We start from the raw sequence: 18,085 nt of genomic DNA, 5'->3' as shown, positions 1-18,085 counted from the left end.
ATCTTTTAAGCAAAAAATGTTATCTTTGCAGTCAAAAAAGATAAAAATATAGATATGTTATTAGAAAAAATAGACGAACTCTTGAAAGAAGTGAGCACTTTGACTGCCCAAAACGCAGAAGAAGTAGAACAGCTTCGAATCAAGTATCTGAGCAAGAAGGGCGAGATTAATGCCCTCATGGCCGACTTCCGCACAGTGCCAGCCGACCAAAAGAAAGAGGTTGGTGTAAAAATCAACGAACTGAAGAACGCAGCCCTTGAGAAGATCAACGGACTGAAGGAGCAGATGGAAGAAGCCGAGGCATCAAGCGATGATATCGACTTGACCCGTACCGCCTACCCTGTAGCACTCGGAACCCGCCATCCACTGACCGTAGTGAAGAATCAGATTATCGACATTTTCGCTCGCATGGGCTTTACCCTTTTCCAGGGTCCTGAGGTAGATGACGACAAGCACGTATTTACGATGCTCAACTTTGCTGCCGACCACCCAGCCCGCGATATGCAGGACACCTTCTTTATAGAGAAGACCAACAGCGACGACGTTACCAAGAATGTGCTCCTCCGCAGCCATACATCTAACGACGAGGCTCACTATATGGAAACTCATGAGCCACCTATCCGTGTGCTCTGCCCAGGCCGCGTTTACCGTAACGAAGCTATCAGCGCCCGCGCTCACTGTTTCTTCCATCAGGTAGAAGGTCTCTATGTAGATAAGAATGTAAGTTTCACCGACCTCAAGCAGGTGCTCCTTACCTTTGCCCGTGAGATGTTTGGTGCAGATACCAAGATTCGTCTCCGTCCTAGCTACTTCCCATTCACAGAGCCTAGTGCCGAGATGGATATCTCCTGCAACATCTGTGGCGGTAAGGGTTGCAACTTCTGCAAGCATACCGGATGGGTTGAGATTTTAGGTTGCGGTATGGTTGACCCTCATGATCTTGAGGCTTGCGGTATCGACAGCAATGTCTATACGGGTTATGCCTTCGGTATGGGTGTTGAGCGTATCACCAACTTGAAATATCGCGTGAGCGACCTTCGTCTCTTCTCTGAGAACGATACTCGTTTCTTGCGCGAGTTTGAGTCTGCGAAGTAAAAGATACTCAACATATAAATTAATTTATGGCTATGAAGAAAAATTTAACTAAACCTGTCATCGCAGTCCTGTTGGGCGCCTTGACATTCAGTTCTTGCATCGGCTCATTTGGTCTGACAAATTCCGTACTTGACTGGAACAAGAGAGCAACAGACAACAAGTTTGTAAACGAGATTATCTTCGTGCTTATCTCTCCAGCTTACGCAGTATGTTCATTTGCAGACCTTCTCGTTCTCAACTCTATCGAGTTCTGGACAGGCAACAAGGTGATTGGCCAGGTAGGAACTACTAAGGACGTAATGGGTAAGGATGGTCGCATGTATGCCATCAAGACATTGAAGAATGGCTACGAGATTACCGACCCAGATGGTGAGAAATCATACTTTGTGTTCGACAAGAAGCACAAGAGTTGGTCATACAGCAAGGATGGCGATATCCGTGAGCTTTTCAGCTTCAACGAGGATGGCAGCATCCAGGCTTGCTTGCCAAGTGGCGAGAAGATCAACGTCCCAGCAGATGCCAATGGTTTATACCAGGTCCGCATGGCTATGAATGATGGTTTGTTCTATGCATTTAACAAGTAAATAATCATAACAATTCCAGCCCGATAAAAGTGACTTTTATCGGGCTTTTTTATAATCTCCTTTCTCTTTTCCTAAGCAAGTTCATATTTCTCCGTTCCCAACCAAACTCTCCTTAGAATGCCCAAATGCAAAAAAGTGATTAAAGAAAGCAAAGAAGTGCCTTCACCACCCTTCACCCGTAACTCTCTGATCATCAAAAGAATCGCCAAAAAGTTGAAGGGTGAAGGTTTGAAAACTCTTTTTTATATATACGCGTGAAGGATTAGGGTAAAAACCGAAAAAGACCCTAGGGTCAAAAATCGGGAAAACCCTAAAAAAAAGAATATAATATAAAGATTAAAAATACACCCTTCACCTTCACCTCCCAAAAATCACATCCAAAATTCTGTTCTGCATTCAACAGAAAATCATCTGCAGCAATCTGTGCCGGGATATATAATCAGGAGACAATTCTCTTTCGGAGATATCATTTTATCCTTCGGAGATATTTTCCTATTTATCGGAGATATTATTTTATCCTTCGGAGATAATTTTCTATTCTTCGGAAATATTTCTTCGAATTTCAAGAAGGAGAAGGCATAAAAATATAATTTTTGCCAACTTTATTTCCCGAATCCACACAATTGTCACAAATCGCATAGCTATGAAACAGAAAAGAATGTATCTTTGCTGCATCAATCATAAAGGTTGATGTAGTTATGGTCTCGTCATGACTGCCAAATCTGGCTGACGCAAATGCATTACAACCAGTGACATTCATCAAAACTTGCAACCATCTACAATATTTTTCAGTTTTTCTCGTTAATAAAAGTATGAAAAATAGATTATTGATACTCACAATATGCCTCATCGCAACCATAAAGATGATGGCGCAGGAGTTTACCCTTCACGGCAAAGTGGTAGACGAGAACAACCAGCCACTGGAGTTTGCCATCGTTTCGGTGGCTAGCCAAGGAAAGACTGCCGTTACTTCGCTCAAGGGAGACTATAGCCTCAAACTGCATTCTGCAGACAGCGTGGTAGTCAAATTCTCATATATCGGTTTCAAGACAAAAACAAAAGTGCTGAGAAGACCGCGAGGAAAACAAACCCTACAGGTGGTACTTCGCGAAGCATCCACCACCCTCGATGAGGTGAATATCAAGGGAGAGAAAATACAGTCGGACCAGATACAGGAGCTGAAGACTAAGGACATGAAGATGACGCCATCTGCCAACGGAAATGGGGTGGAAAGTCTGGTTCAGCAACAGGCTGGCGTGAGTACCCACAACGAACTCTCTTCGCAATACAATGTGCGTGGCGGAGCCTTCGATGAGAACTCAGTATACATCAACAACGTAGAAGTATTCCGCCCATTCCTGGTTCGCAGCGGACAGCAGGAAGGCCTCTCCGTCATCAACCCTTATATGGTAGATAAAATCGGTTTCTCAACCGGAGGATATGCTGCCAAATACGGAGACAAGATGAGTTCGGCTCTCGACATCACCTACAAAACCCTGAAAGCAAAAAGCAAGAAGCCGGTGGTTGAAGGCAGTCTGGCTGCCAGTCTGCTGGGTGCTGACGCATACATCGGTCTGGGAACCCAGAAACTTTCATGGCTCAACAGCGTGCGCTACAAAACTACCTCTTACCTGCTCGGTTCGATGGAAACCAAAGGCGAATACAAGCCAAACTATCTGGACTATCAGACTTATCTGAGTTACCAGCCCAACAAACGCTGGAAGCTTGACTTCATAGGCTACATCTCTGATAATCACTACAACTTCGAACCGGAAGACCGAGAAACGAAGTTCGGAACAATGGAAAATGTAAAGAGCTTCAGAGTATATTTTGACGGTCAGGAGAAAGACCGTTTCCTCACCTACTTCGGTACACTCGGCATTACCCGACAGTTTACAGCCAACACCAGTCTCTCGCTTCTGGGCAGTGCTTTCTATACCAAGGAACAGGAGAAATATGACATTCAGGGACAATATTGGCTCGATGAGACCGAGACCTCAGAAAACCTGGGTGTAGGTACCTATTTCGAACATGCCCGAAACTATCTTACGGCTCGCGTGATGAGTGCCAAGCTGATGCTCAAGCACAAGGTGAAGAAACATCAGATGGAGGCCGCAGTAAGTCTGAAGCGTGAACATATCGAGGAGAATTCAGTAGAATATGAGATGCGCGATTCTGCAGGATACAGTATTCCTCACAATGGCAAAGACCTCTATATGGTTTATTCACTGAAGGCTCGCAACGAACTGAATGCCAACCGAATGGAGGCTTACATCCAGGACACCTACCGTTTTTCGGGAGGAACAGCCGACAGTACCGGGAACGGACAGACTCATTACACCCTGAACTATGGTATCAGAATGAGTCATTGGAATTTCAACAGAGAAACCATCGTGAGTCCTCGTCTGTCGCTCGCCATCATACCAGCCAACCATGAGAATACAACTCTCCGTTTTGCGGCAGGTCTGTATTATCAGGCTCCATTCTTCAAGGAATTGAGAGATACATCTACGGTGAACGGCATAACCATCGCATCGCTGAACGAGAAAATCAAGAGTCAGCGAAGCATCCACTTCATCGCCGGCTACGACTATAGGTTCAAGCTAGGAGACCAACGCTATAAATTCTCTGCCGAAGCCTATTACAAGGCTTTGAGCAATCTGGTTCCTTATTCGGTTAGCAACGTGAAGGTTGTTTATTACGGACAGAACGAATGCAGCGGTCATGCGGCAGGACTCGATTTCAAACTCTACGGAGAATTTGTTCCGGGTACAGATTCCTGGCTCAGTCTTTCGCTCATGGATACAAAGATGAAACTGGGTGGCAAGAGCATCCCTTTGCCTACCGACCAGCGCTATGCCGTAAACCTCTTCTTCACCGATTATTTCCCTGGCAGCAAGAAATGGCGCATGTCTTTGAAACTCGCCTTTGCCGATGGCCTTCCTTTTGCAGCACCCCACAGAGAGCTGGAGACCAACAGTTTCCGTGCCACCGCCTATCGCCGTGCAGATATCGGTATGAGCTATCAGTTGCTCGACAACAGCCGCCGTGAGAAGAAGACCTTCCTGAAGAATGTGATGCTGGGGGTAGATTGTCTCAACCTCTTCGGCATAGACAACGTAAACAGCTATTACTGGGTGACAGATGTAACCAGCCAACAATACGCCGTACCTAATTATCTTACCGGCAGACAGCTCAATGCCCGTATTCTTTTGGAATTTTAGAACCAAATAATAGTGATTTTTTACATTATTCTAAATATTTAACCGTAGATAGTTCGCTATCTGCGGTTTTTTTCGTATCTTTGCGCCCGAATTATGCGATGATTGTTCGTCCGCTCATCCCATGGATTCAAGAAACCATTCTATAAAGAATAAAGAAATAATACATAATAATCAATTATGAGCAAACAAGTAGAAAAGATTAAGGAGCTGATCGCTAAGCGCGAACAGGCTCGTCTTGGCGGTGGCGAGAAGGCCATCGAGAAGCAGCATGCACGTGGCAAATATACCGCTCGTGAGCGTATCGAAATGTTGGTAGATGCTGGCAGTTTCGAGGAGTATGATATGTTCAAGTTGCATCGTTGCACTAACTTTGGCATGGAGAAGAAGCAGTACCTCGGTGATGGTGTAGTAGCTGGTAGCGCTACTGTAGCCGGCCGTCTGGTTTACGTATATGCTCAGGACTTCACCGTAAATGGTGGTTCACTCTCTGAGACTATGGCACAGAAAATCTGCAAGGTAATGGATATGGCTATGACTATGGGTGCACCTGTTATCTGCATGAACGACTCAGGTGGTGCCCGCATTCAGGAAGGTATCTGCGCCCTCGCTGGTTACGGTGAGATCTTCGAGCGCAACATCCTCGCTTCTGGTGTCATCCCACAGATTTCTGCTATCATGGGCCCTTGCGCCGGTGGTGCTGTTTACTCTCCAGGTTTGACCGACTTCATCATCATGAAGGAGCAGACTTCTTACATGTTCCTGACTGGTCCTAAGGTAGTAAAGACCGTAACCGGTGAGGACATCGATGCAGAGCACCTCGGTGGTGCATCTGTTCATGCAACCAAGAGTGGTGTAACCCACTTCGCTGCTAAGACTGAGGAAGAGGCTATCGAGATGATCAAGAGCCTGCTCTCTTACATCCCTAGCAACAATACAGAAGAAGCTCCACGCGTTGAGTGCACAGACCCAATCGACCGTATGGACGATACTCTGAACGAGATTATCCCAGACGATCCAAACCAGGCTTACGATATGTATAAGGTGATTGGTGCAGTAACCGATAACGGTGAGTTCTTCGAGGTTCAGCCTAAGTTCGCCAAGAACATCATCACTGGTTTCGCCCGCTTCAATGGTCAGAGCGTTGGTATCGTAGCCAACCAGCCATCAGCTTACGCAGGTGTACTCGATGTAAACGCTAGCCGCAAGGCAGCACGCTTCGTTCGTTTCTGCGATGCCTTCAATATTCCTATCGTATCTCTCGTAGACGTACCAGGATTCTTGCCAGGTACAGGTCAGGAGTACAACGCTGTCATCCTCCACGGTGCACAGTTGCTCTACGCTTACGGCGAGGCTACCGTGCCAAAGATTACTATCACATTGCGTAAGAGCTATGGTGGTAGCCACATCGTGATGGGTTGCAAGCAGTTGCGTGCCGACCTGAACTTCGCTTGGCCATCTTCAGAGATTGCTGTAATGGGTGCCAGCGGTGCCGTTGCCGTTCTCTGTGGTAAGGAAGCTAAGGCTAAGAAGGAAGCTGGCGAGGATGTAAAGGCATTCCTGGCTGAGAAGGAGCAGGAGTATACTGACAAGTTTGCTAATCCATATCAGGCAGCTCAGTATGGTTACATCGATGACGTCATCGAGCCACGTAACACCCGTTTCCGCATCTGCCGTGGTTTGGCTCAGCTCGCTACCAAGCGTCAGAGCTTGCCAGCTAAGAAGCATGGCTGTATGCCAATGTAATGATATAATTAAACATTAGAATAAATGGATAAGAATATTTATGCTGCGATTGCCATGGCACTCTATGAGTATCAGGGCAATAACGTACACGACAAGGAGCCTGGCATCATCACTATCAAGCCACGTCAGACGATGTGGAACGCCAAGTTCTTGAGTTTAACAGCTAAACCATAATGTAATAGAAATGAAAGAGTTTAAATATACAATTGACGGAAAAGAATACAAGGTTCAGATTGACGCTGTTGAGGGTAACATCGCAAGCGTGAACGTGAATGGCGAAGCTTACAAGGTTGAGATGGAACAGGAGGCTGAGCCAGAGAAGAAGAAGGTTGTGCTTGGTCAGCCAGCTGCAGCATCTGATGATGCTGAGGCTACTCCAGCTGCCAACGTAAATACAGCCAATGCTGTAAAGGCTCCTCTCCCTGGTACTATCACCAGCATCGAGGTAGCTGTTGGTCAGGAGGTAAAGGCAGGTGATACTGTTGTCGTTCTCGAGGCTATGAAGATGCAGAACAACATCGAGGCAGAGAAGGATGGCAAGGTTACAGCTATCTGCGTTAAGCCTGGTCAGGCTGTGCTCGAAGAGGATGCACTCGTAGTTATCGAGTAAATCAAGAATTTGAGAATGAGAGAATTATACTTCCAGAATCGGGATTATAATTCGGGTTCTTATAAAGAATATCAAAGGTCGCAAGCTGTTAATTGTTTGCGACCTTTTTCTATACTGCTGTATGAGCATAAACTGCTATACAAAGTATTTTTTTTACTAAAGAAAAAAGACATAAAGTACTATAAAATGATAGATTTAACAGAAGAACAGATAGAAAGATACAGCCGCCACATCCTCCTTCAGGATGTAGGCCTCGAGGGGCAGGAAAAGCTCCTCAATGCCAAGGTGCTCATCATTGGTGCCGGAGGATTGGGTTCCCCAGTTGCCCTCTACCTCGCTGCGGCTGGCGTGGGACATATCGGTATCGTAGATGCCGATGTGGTTGACCTCAGCAACCTGCAACGACAAGTCATTCACCAGACCAAGGACTTGAACACCCCTAAGGTGAAAAGCGCCAAGGAGAAGATGATTGCCATCAATCCTGATGTGGAGGTAAAAACCTACCATACCTTCCTCGCCTCAGACAATGCCGAGGAAATCATCAAGCCATGGGATTTCATCATCGATTGCACCGATAACTTCCCGGTGAAGTTCCTCATCAATGATGCCTGCGTGCGCCTGGACAAGGCATTCTCGCATGGCGGCATCCTGAGATTCCAGGGACAGACCTTTACCCATCTCCCAGGCACAGCATGTTACCGTTGCTTCTTCAAGGAGCCACCTCCAGCAGGCGCTGTTCCTACCAGTAGCCAGGCAGGCGTTTTGGGTGCCATCGCCGGAATGCTCGGAACCATCCAGGCAGCAGAGGCTTTGAAGTACTTCCTCGGTGTAGGCGATCTGCTTACCGACCGATTGCTCACCTTCGACGCCAAGACGATGAACTTCCGCACCATCAAGGTAAAGAAGCGTGCATCCTGCGAAATCTGTGGGACCAGGAAACAGAAGCAAGAATGAAGAAAAGATTTGTATAACAAGAAAGTAAAGTCACAATACTCAGCACCATCTGCCGGATATTGTGACTTTTTTTGTAGAACCGTCCCAAGCCCAATAAAGAGCAAAAACCTTGATTATAAGATACTTTAAAAACATTTCTCCCATTTTTCTTGCATGATTCAGATAATAATCGTAAATTTGCAGCAGATAAAATACGCAAGCTTATGAAAGAGAAAAGATATACATTGCCAGAAGAACAGAAAGATGCAGCTTTCGCAGCAGAGCCAGCACCAGCCTATCACGGAAATGCCGCCATAGCACTTCCCGAGGATGAATGTGCAGAAGAAGATATTGACTGGAACAAGATTCCTGTTGGCTGGCATCCGGCTAATGAAGAAGAAGCCATGGCTAGGATAGAAGCTATTGAGGCGGAGTATGAAAGGACAGGCATTAGCTATAGTGTAGAAGAGTTTTTCAATAAACTAAACGAAGAACGAACATGGCTAAAGTAACACTACGCAATAGCTTTCTTCAAATTTATAAAGAAACAACCGACTATAGTTATCAAAACTTTGGTCGACTTTGCGTTCAAAGATTTGACGAAAGCTTGCAAGCAATAATAAACAGACTTTGCAAACATCCTCTTTCTTCACCCAAAGAGCCATTGCTTAAGCGATTCCACCGCCCTTACCATAGTGCGATTATCAAGGAGAATTGGAAGATTATCTATCGCTACGACGAAGCCAACGACCTCGTCATTTTCGTAGATTTATGGGATATGAGAAGAAGCCCTAGATATCTGATTAGACAATTCAAAAGAAAACTATAAAGGAAAAAGCTTATGAAGGAGAAAAGATATACATTACAAGAAGAGCAGCCGACTCCTATTGACTGGCATCCGGCTAATGAAGAAGAAGCCGTGGCTAGAAGATTGGAAGCGTTCTATCAATATAGAAGATTTTAGAAAGAACTGCAAGAAGAAGCTGAAATCGCTGTTCTTGACAAAGAATGGAATTTAACCTATAATGCTCTTCGGGGATAAAGATTCTTTCTGGGCAAAAGCTTTAAAAAGAGTTCCACCTATAATATATTTTCCCCAGCTCTGACACTCGGAATAGGATTCTAGCGACCCCGCGTTTCACGGGGGCGCTAGAACTAAATATAGAATATCAATCTCGTAATAAACCAATCTCACTTCCAAATTCCGTCTTTATTCCTCTTTATATGCCTCATACTCCTCACGAGAGATTGGAGTCTCTGGGTCAACAATCAACACTTCATCATAGGTCAAGCCATAGAGATGATAGACGAGGAAGTCGATTTGATTCTCCCAAGCGGTGGTGTCGGCTTGTTTATCTTTATTTTTTACCATCAAGATGGCATCTACCTTTTCTTCAATAGCCATATATTCCTCAGGTATTTTAAAAGGCAATGCAGATATTGTAGCCGCTTTCAGAGTATATGCACCACCAGCAGTCATAACACCTATATAATGAAAATAATGGTGCATCAATTTACTATTTAGCCATCCCAACAAATATCTTATAGGAATATCTGTAGAGGTCAAAATATAGCCATTACTTGGCAAATAGTGTTGCTTATCATCATAAGCAAAAGCCCAGTTGTTTGCTGTTAAGCCCCAAATTACCTTTTCATTTTTTTCAAATTCAGGATAATAACTAGCAGCACATCTTTGTAAAGCATACCATTCATAACGTTTTCCAGTTTCTTCTTGATTTCTATCCAACAAAGCCTCTTTATGAATAAGTAAATGCTGATAAATCGCAGGAAAATCTTCTTTCAAAAGAGACTCTGCTTTTTCAGAAGCCCCTTTTAACTCCATATCTTCATGTAATGGGAAATGCCATGGCAAAAAGAGTAAATTTTCATCACTCTCATTATAATACCATTTTCTTATATTTCTTCCTTGAAGCATATTCTTGATTACCTCTTTGTTTCTTGCATCTTGAGCTATGAGACTATCTTTTTGCTCATCAGTAATAATGAAAGCAGGATTATAGCCAGTGGTAACACCACGATAAATGTTCACTCCTTTTAAAGAAGCAAGACTATAGCTATCCTTTTCTATTTTGCGTTTTAAAAGAAGCCCTGCCACATCTGAAAAAGACCATTCATTTTCATCTAAGAACTCCTGTGGATAGAAACCAAAGAGTTCTAGCTTTTCAGCAAATTCCATACGAAATTGCTTCGCATCCAATTTATAAAATCGCTCATACACGAATCTATTATTCGTAACAGGCAATGATTTACGAACATTAATAACAACACTTGAAACCAGAATATTCTCAAATACCTCGACCTGTTCAAAATTAATAAGAGCATTAATCAGATTACCCACCAGAAATTTTCTAACTGCTTTTCCGTAGCCTGTATAAAAGAACTTGTTAGTTGTTATGTAACTAAGGATTCCATCTTTTGCCAACAAATTCATACCATGTTCTATAAAGTATATACTCAAATCCGCAGTACCACTATACACAGTATAATCCTTTTTCAAAGTACTAGCAATATTCTTTAATTTCTTCGCTTCAACATACGGCGGATTACCAATCACAATATCAAATCCGCCCTGCTCGAATACATCCGCAAAATATGTATGCCAAAGGAAGAACTGGTCATTTGGAATCTCCAATTCATCTACAGCATCCTGCACTTCATGGTTTCCCTCGGCACAAACCTTGATGTAATCCTTCACATACTTATCTATTTGCTGGCGACGCTGAGCACGCAAGGTATGATCGGTGATACTAAAATATGATTTTACTAAATCCTGGATGATTTTCTGTACATCTGTTTCCTCAAAACCCAACGAGAGAACACCACGAGTTTTCTTGGTATCCTTACCTGTCTTCAGCTTCTTGGAAGTAACATCCAAGTCTACCCCTTTATAACTCTCCAGCAACGAGTTGCCCTGCATAATCTTAAAGTCGAGATTAGGCAAAGGCATCGGCTCCTTTTCATCGATGATAAGAGCAAGCCAGAAACGGAGACGGGCGATATCTACGGCTCCCTTCTCTATATCAACACCATAAATGTTGTTCTGAATGATATGGCGCTTGATGTCGGCAGCATTATCCTCCTCGAAGATTTCGAGAGACTTGCGGCATGCATAGAGTTCACGGAGTAAGCCCATAGGGAAAGCTCCCGAACCGATGGCAGGGTCACAAATCTTCACGTTTATCAACTTCCGGTCGATAGACATGGCAAGTTCTGAAGAAGCTCCACCCAGCTCCTCCACATCATTAGTTTTCACAAAGTTAGCAATATGTTCCTTAACCTCTGCACCATCTATGCCAGTTTGCAGATACGCCGTCAACGACTCCTGACACATGTAACGAACGATTTCCTTTGGGGTATAGAAGGCTCCCTTGTCCTTGTTGTCCTCCAAAAGATTCTCGAAAATCTTGCCAAGCATCTCCGGATCAACTCCCACCTCGGCATCATTCGGATCGTTCTCATCAATCGTAAAGTTGTAACTATCAAAGAAATCAAAAAGCGACTGGAACATTCCGGCAGGGAAAACTGATTCTACTTCATCTATCTTCTCCTGCTGGAAAAGTCCACCATTAAGATAAGGAATTTCATCGGCATTCGGAATATACTTCACCCCTACTCCGTTAACCAAAGGCGCACTACTTCGGTCCTCTGGCTTGGTATTGAGCAAGCCAAAGAACATCGGTTCAAGCACCTTGTCCAGGAAATCTTCCTTTACCTCATCAGAGGCATCATAGAACAAATCGTGCATGTAATGCAGATTGCCAGCAAGCCATCCCTTACTCTGCAGGAAATAAAGGAACACGATACGACCCATCATCTTCTTGATATAATCGCGCACCAGTTTATCATCTTCCTTAAAGGATGTAAAGTATTGAACATCTGGCTCTCCTGTTTCCTGCTCCACCCATTTGTTTCCCTTCTTTACGTATTCCTTACCTGTGAGGAACTTCACAAATTCAGCATACTGCTTGCGGTAAGCAGCAAAGAAATCATCTGAAAGAGCCTCAACAGAGAAGGCCTTCTTGATTTCCAAAAACTCATTTGCCTTCTTCTGTAAATCCACAAAACGCGAAACAGGGGTCTTATAATACGCCTTCTCATCACCAAACACATAGGTGAACCGCTTGGTGCTAGTAGCATCTTCCTTCAAGTCGCAAATCAAAGACAGACGCCAGTTGGTTCCATCATTAAATACCGCCAAGGCAGCATCAAAGCCATAGCCCAGATAAGGACGAATCAGATTGCGAAGCCCCACCTTGCGGCGCAGCACCGAACCATCCTCCATTTCATAATAGAAGAATCCTAACTCATAATTATCTTGCGTTGTCATGCTGCCCAGGAAATATCCCTTGCGGTCTTCGGCATCCTCGTCCAAAACCTCAGCATTCACACGCACCTTGTCGGCATGAAAGTAATCCTGCAGCAACATCTGCCACTTTGAAAGATTGAACTTCGACTGAAAGAGTCGCTTAAATGTTTCTTTATTATATGTTGCCATAACTATCTTTATTTTTTCTGTTCTTACACCTTATTATATAGAGAGACTTAGATGAATGACTCAGATACCACAATCTGCGGTTCCAAGATTTCCTCGTTTCTTTCCTCATCGGTATCCAGCGGAATGTTGTAGCGATCAAAGAGTTCATCTATCTTGTCTATGATTTGCGCTACGAGGTCTTCGGTGGATGGTTTCTGCTTCTTTACCTGGCGATTGAAACTGTTGATGCTGGAATTGAGTCCGATGAAGACACCCAGTTCCACAATCTGCTCCAACTTCTTGATTTGCGCCACAGTCTTCTCCGCATTCACAGCATTCAAGGCTCGGTTCATCGTACGGAGAATGCTCAGCACGGCATTGGTCGATTTATCTTTCTTCCTGTTCTCCATGCTTTCGGCATCCACCACCTTTCTTACCACCTTCTGGTAGGATTCCAATGCCAGTTTCACCTGCTCGTAATGGAAATCCATCACCTTTGCAAAGTCACCCGGCTTCTCCTCCATCTCAGCCTTCATGATGTCCATCGCATCCAAGAATGGGATAGACAAAGCCTTGCCGTCAGTCTTAACCCAATAATACTCCACCTTCTGAGGCGAAGAAAGATAGACGATGGTAGAATGAGGATGTTTTCCGATTTCCCTTACCGTTCGGCTCTTCATCGGCAAAGCCTTGATGCTGTTGTAGAGCTTGCGATGGGTGCGATAAAGTTCACGGGCTTCTTCCAGGAACTTCAGGTTTCTATCCACTGCATCCTGAATATCAGGATTAAACATCTGGAACTCTTTCACAATTTCCTCTCTAGAGTAAATCTGCGCATCCTCGCCAAAGGCTGAATGGAAGCCCTGCAACTTGATGAGGGCGTTGCTATAGAGATGAATCTCCTGGTTGCCCTGCATCGACGGATAGAACATGTAGTTGTATATCTTGTCTGCCACCGAACCGATACGGTTGACACGACCGATGCGCTGCATCAATCGGGTAGCATTCCATGGCGAATCGTAGTTGATGATGACGTTGGCACGATGCAGATTGACACCTTCGGCAAGCACATCAGAAGTAATCACGATGTTAAATTCATCCGATTGCTCGGCATAGTTGGCATCAAAGCACTTACGGAGAACATCCTGCCTGTTGGTACGATTGCTGGCACAGACATCCAGAATGTCGTGACGATGCAGACGATTCTGCAGCTGCTCCGTCAGATAATTCACGGTATCTACGCTCTCTGAGAAGATGACTAGTTTGCCTGTAGGATTTATCTCCTTATCAAAGAATTCATGTTTCAGTTTATCGATAAACAGTTCCAGCTTTGGGTCTTCGCTTATCTCATCCCATTTTCTGCAAAGCGCCTTCAAATTCTCAGCATCTTCTTTCAGCATCTCCAGGAACCGCTCGCTGAAATCCTCACCTTTAAAGACCGTATCTTCCTCTTTCAATCCTTTTTCTACGGCATATTCTATGATGCGGTCCAGTTCCCAGCCCTTGGCTTGCTTATCCTTCACGTTGATATCGGGAGCAATATTCACCTTGTTCTGGTCAAACATCTTAATCATATCCTCGGTAATGCGGAGGAAGGTGTGGAGCGAACGGCGGAAGGCATAGAAACTGCTCTCCAATCGCTTGACCATGTGAACACGATAGATACCTGTCAGCATGGTGGAAATATGAAGGGCAGTAGGATACTTCTTGCGCGCCTCGCCCTGCAAGAACTCCACGGCACGATAGCGGGCATAGTGCAAGCCCTTGCCTGTGGGATTATCTTCGGGATGAGGCGTATCGGTAAGAATCGCCATCGTACTATAGAAGAGATCGTTCAAACCGCCATTTAATTCATACATCAATTCGTTAGGAGGCAGAATATCCGGGAATACGATGTGCTGGTCATCCAAATCTTTCTTGTAGGCAGGCACATTCTTGATATTGTTTCTAGTTCGTCTAACCGTCACCTTATCAATCACTTGCGTTCTTATCTTCTCGTAGAGGTCATCGGTACGCTTGGCAAATTCTGCATTTCTTTCGTTCTTCTTGTCTAACTTACGCTCACGCATCAGCTTATCATATTCTTCTATCCATGGAGAGAAGGTTACAGGCAGATTCTGGATGCCTTCGATGGTGGAATAGCGGGCATTCTGGAAGAGAAGCAAGAGATTCAGAAGATCGGTTGGACGATTATTGAGCGGAGTAGCCGAAAGCAGCATCACCTTCTTGTGATGGCCTTTTACCAAACCTTCGTTTATGCGAGGAGTCTTGCAGATTAACTGCAAATCATCGTATCTGCCAGCGGTGGCTCCACGGAAGTTATGCGCCTCATCAACAATCACCAGGTCATACTCTCCCTTTTCACGGAAGTTGCCCTCGCCCTCTATGATTTTATTCAGACTGCCATTGCTCACAAACTGGGCGTAGCGCTTGATACCGAAAAGCTTGAAAGTATCAGTCCAGTTCTTTTCCAAGGCTGGCGGATAAACCACCAGGATATTGGTGTATCTTCCATTTGCTTCTACAAATCGCTTGGCAATCATCGTGGCAACAATGGTCTTACCCAAACCCACCACATCGGCAAGGAAGAAGCCATTGTGCTGCATCAGCATCTGATAACCCTGAATCACGGCATCGTGCTGATAGCGGATATCCTTCACACCCTCAGGCATTTCCATCGTAAAGTCATCCTCCACCTGCGAACCGAAAGTATCTATCAGCACCTTCATGTAGAGTTCGTATGGTGTAGGCAACTGGGCAAGATGAGTCTTCGCCTTCATCTGTTCGATGTCTTGCAGATTCAGAGGAACGGCCTGCTCCCAAAGCTGCTCAAATTCCTGCTTGCAATATTCCACATCATCATAATCTTTCATCGCCACGTTCAACTCATACTGGTTGCTAGGCATGGTTCCCATACCGGAATCGGATAGATTAGAGGACCCCATGATAACCCAGCCATCAGAGTTTGGATTATGGTTTTCCGGGAGAAGAAGATAGAATTTGGCATGGAGGTTTTTGCTTCGATGGATACGCATCTCCAGTTTTTTGTCGATGATGTCCTGGCAAAACTGAAGGATACCTCTCTCCGTCTGCTCATCATAGCCTGCATTCTTCACCTCCTCAACGAAATCGTGAGAATAGGCATCGATGACGGCTTGTTCATCAATCTGTCCGAAAAAGAGTTTGGATTGCTTACGGAATAGGTTGTCGATATTGATACCTACCAATATCTGTATCTTTTTTACCTGTTCAAATTCCTCACGAAGTTTGAAATAGCCCGAACTTCGGAAATATCCTACTACTGCCTGAAAGGTATGAAAATCAAGCATGTTGTGGGCTATTCCCTTGAACTTCTCGAACAAGGAATTATCTGGAGTATTATTGAAAAACTTAGTGCTCATCTGTTGTATCTCCTAGGGGTATTAGCACTTCCGCCATTCCCCTAAGCAGAAACATTCTTGTTAGTTTGTATAGTTGCTACCAAAACAGAAATGGCGTAGGGAATCTATCACTCGCATTACCCTTGCTCGATTGAGGTCCTAGGAAAACCTTTGGCAACAAGAGTAAGAAGCAACAGAAACCTACGCCAAACTTGCATATATAATAGCACAGGATGTACCCTATCCAAACGAATGGAAAGGGCACACCTATGCCTGTGTACATACACACATAAAGCGAAGGCGCCTACCGCTGTCTTCATCTGAATGCCTCTTTTGAAATTTCCTAGGTTTCAATCGAATCAGAAGAAAACGTAGTACACGTCTTTCTTAATTATGATAGGCCAAGCCATGGATTTTTACCTAGCCAGCGACTCATCGCCAGCCATCCACGGCAAGACAACTGCAAAAGTACGAAAAAGAATTGGGTTCACAAAATTTTGGGTCTTTTTTCTTGCATATCTCATTTACTTTTCTTATCTTTGCCACCAAATTAATAACAATAACATTAAAAAGGAGGTTATTATGCAAGCAACAAAGAACAATACAAAGGAGGAAAACATCAGAAAGTTTAAACAACTCCTAAAACATAAAGAGGAGATGCTCGAAAGAGCAAAACAATATGATGGCATTGACATTTATGCTAAAACAGAAATCCACTATTAGATGAAATCAAAGCTGATTTCGAAAAGTCGGCAAATGATTTAAAAGAGAAATAGTTTCTTGCAAATCCCAAATAAAATTGGTTATAAAGCAGCATATATTCAAGGCTTTTGCCCTTACAGGGCGCAGGGTTACAACACCCTAATACCCAGGGGTGTTGCCCTGGGCTAGGAGCTTCTACCCTTTACCTTTCCGCTACGCGCCGGTGACCGTTGGTTCAGGGCGTGTGGTGGCTAGGAGCTTTGGGGCTTCAGCCCGTGCTTGAACCACATGCGAAACTTGACTCACCTTCGGCAAATGCCCTTCAATTATATAAATGAAGCTACTTTTTGTGATTTTTCTTTTCAAAAAGTTTGTTTTATCAAAGAATCTTTGTATCTTTGCAGCAACAGAACTCGTTTGCATCCCATTAGAACTGCAAGCGAGTCATTTTTTTATATAAAGAAAAAATCTTTTTTCTCTAAACTAATGTCACTATTGCCACACTTCCTGATAACACTCTGGTATTTAGCGTTTTAAGCGTGGCAATAAGGGCATTTTTTATTATCACCTATTGCCACCTATTGCCACACTCTAGTATTTTATTCTTTCCTCTTCACCCAAACCTTATGGCTGCCGCGGCCTAGTGAATCTATCGGCGAAGTCTTGTCATTTGTCAGCTCCTTCAGTTCCATAGAGGCAGCAGTACGGCTCAGGTTGTTGATGGAGGCATAATCGCCTAGGGTGAGGACTCCGTTCTTCTCTATCACCTCCAGGGCTCGGGCGATGCGCTCTTCCTTGGAATAGAGCTGCTTACGGATAACCTTTACACCACCCATATCACGCTCCAGGTCACGGTCGGTTTCACGCTTCACCTCCTTGATAAACTCAGGAGACGCCTTGAAGTTGATGTCTTTCACTCCCACCTTGCGGTACGTCATCTTATCATCTGGATTCAGAATTTCCCTAGGCTTCTCATCCTCGAAAGCGAGGGAGAGGGAGAAGGTGCCGAAACCTTCCAGATTCACGTTGTAACCCATGGAGAGCATGTCTGTCAGCATATCAACCACATCGGTCAATACAGCCTCCGTGGTACTTTCCGAAATACCGCGATGGTAGTTCTGCATCATCTTGACGAACTCTTTTCGGGATAGAGTACGGTTGGTCACCATCTTGGGATAAACTCTGCGCTTGCCATCATAGCGCATATCCCCCATTTCCTGCAATTTGTACTTAGCCATATCAGTTTCCTTTCCTATTTTAGTTTATTAGTATTTCTTATTGCAACAGCCTTTACATCCTATAGTATTTATTGTTATACT

14 protein-coding genes are annotated in these 18,085 nt (G+C 44.4%); 11 read left to right on the top strand and 3 right to left on the bottom strand.

Features of this window, described 5'->3' with window-relative positions; translation table 11 throughout:
• Positions 1-54: 54 nt before the first annotated feature.
• The 10 genes from pheS to ONT08_RS15930 all read left to right on the top strand — a co-directional run bounded on the left by pheS (position 55) and on the right by ONT08_RS15930 (position 9,153).
• A complete protein-coding gene (gene pheS, locus ONT08_RS15975; protein ID WP_117586270.1) occupies positions 55-1,095 on the top strand; it encodes a phenylalanine--tRNA ligase subunit alpha in 1,041 nt (346 codons plus the stop codon).
• Between the two features lie 32 nt (positions 1,096-1,127).
• Positions 1,128-1,679, top strand: a complete 552-nt coding sequence (locus tag ONT08_RS15970; protein ID WP_371833717.1) for a DUF3332 domain-containing protein — start codon at positions 1,128-1,130, stop codon at positions 1,677-1,679.
• 812 nt (positions 1,680-2,491) lie between these two features.
• Entirely contained in the window at positions 2,492-4,903 is a 2,412-nt protein-coding gene (locus tag ONT08_RS15965; protein WP_118140723.1) for a TonB-dependent receptor, read from the top strand.
• Positions 4,904-5,080: 177 nt separating this feature from the next.
• A complete protein-coding gene (locus ONT08_RS15960) occupies positions 5,081-6,646 on the top strand; it encodes an acyl-CoA carboxylase subunit beta (protein WP_117586267.1) in 1,566 nt (521 codons plus the stop codon).
• Positions 6,647-6,670: 24 nt separating this feature from the next.
• Positions 6,671-6,820 (top strand): hypothetical protein, encoded by a 150-nt coding sequence (locus ONT08_RS15955; RefSeq protein ID WP_176425588.1) that lies wholly within the window; start codon positions 6,671-6,673, stop codon positions 6,818-6,820.
• Positions 6,821-6,830: 10 nt separating this feature from the next.
• A complete protein-coding gene (locus ONT08_RS15950; protein WP_022120280.1) occupies positions 6,831-7,256 on the top strand; it encodes a biotin/lipoyl-containing protein in 426 nt (141 codons plus the stop codon).
• 186 nt (positions 7,257-7,442) lie between these two features.
• Positions 7,443-8,210, top strand: coding sequence for a HesA/MoeB/ThiF family protein (locus ONT08_RS15945; RefSeq protein ID WP_264960437.1), 768 nt, complete (start codon positions 7,443-7,445; stop codon positions 8,208-8,210).
• Positions 8,211-8,413: 203 nt separating this feature from the next.
• Positions 8,414-8,701, top strand: coding sequence for a hypothetical protein (locus ONT08_RS15940; RefSeq protein ID WP_264911934.1), 288 nt, complete (start codon positions 8,414-8,416; stop codon positions 8,699-8,701).
• Positions 8,689-9,018 carry a type II toxin-antitoxin system RelE/ParE family toxin gene (locus ONT08_RS15935; RefSeq protein ID WP_117692777.1) on the top strand — a complete coding sequence of 110 codons (330 nt, stop codon included), beginning with the start codon at positions 8,689-8,691 and terminating at the stop codon, positions 9,016-9,018. The genes ONT08_RS15940 and ONT08_RS15935 overlap by 13 nt, the downstream gene beginning before the upstream one ends.
• A 12-nt stretch (positions 9,019-9,030) precedes the next feature.
• Positions 9,031-9,153, top strand: a complete 123-nt coding sequence (locus tag ONT08_RS15930; RefSeq protein WP_264960436.1) for a hypothetical protein — start codon at positions 9,031-9,033, stop codon at positions 9,151-9,153.
• A gap of 246 nt (positions 9,154-9,399) precedes the next feature.
• Here ONT08_RS15930 and ONT08_RS15925 read toward each other — a convergent pair whose 3' ends face one another.
• Together ONT08_RS15925 and ONT08_RS15920 are read right to left on the bottom strand one after the other, a co-directional pair.
• The gene (locus tag ONT08_RS15925; protein WP_264960435.1) at positions 9,400-12,705 is read right to left on the bottom strand and encodes an Eco57I restriction-modification methylase domain-containing protein; all 3,306 of its coding nucleotides are present in this window, start codon (positions 12,703-12,705) and stop codon (positions 9,400-9,402) included.
• Between the two features lie 47 nt (positions 12,706-12,752).
• Entirely contained in the window at positions 12,753-16,085 is a 3,333-nt protein-coding gene (locus ONT08_RS15920) for a helicase-related protein (protein ID WP_264960434.1), read from the bottom strand.
• Positions 16,086-16,457: 372 nt separating this feature from the next.
• Here ONT08_RS15920 and ONT08_RS15915 point away from each other — a divergent pair, with 372 nt between their 5' ends.
• Positions 16,458-16,787 (top strand): hypothetical protein, encoded by a 330-nt coding sequence (locus ONT08_RS15915; RefSeq protein ID WP_264960433.1) that lies wholly within the window; start codon positions 16,458-16,460, stop codon positions 16,785-16,787.
• A 578-nt stretch (positions 16,788-17,365) separates the two neighbouring features.
• Here the strand turns inward: ONT08_RS15915 and ONT08_RS15910 are convergent.
• The gene (locus ONT08_RS15910; protein WP_234563753.1) at positions 17,366-18,004 is read right to left on the bottom strand and encodes an HU family DNA-binding protein; all 639 of its coding nucleotides are present in this window, start codon (positions 18,002-18,004) and stop codon (positions 17,366-17,368) included.
• Positions 18,005-18,085 lie beyond the last annotated feature (81 nt).

This window comes from Segatella copri (assembly GCF_026015465.1).
GTDB classification, from domain to species: Bacteria; Bacteroidota; Bacteroidia; order Bacteroidales; family Bacteroidaceae; genus Prevotella; species Prevotella copri_E.
The sequence above is the reverse complement of the archived record's forward strand: the minus strand, read 5'-3'. Positions and strand labels throughout refer to the sequence as shown.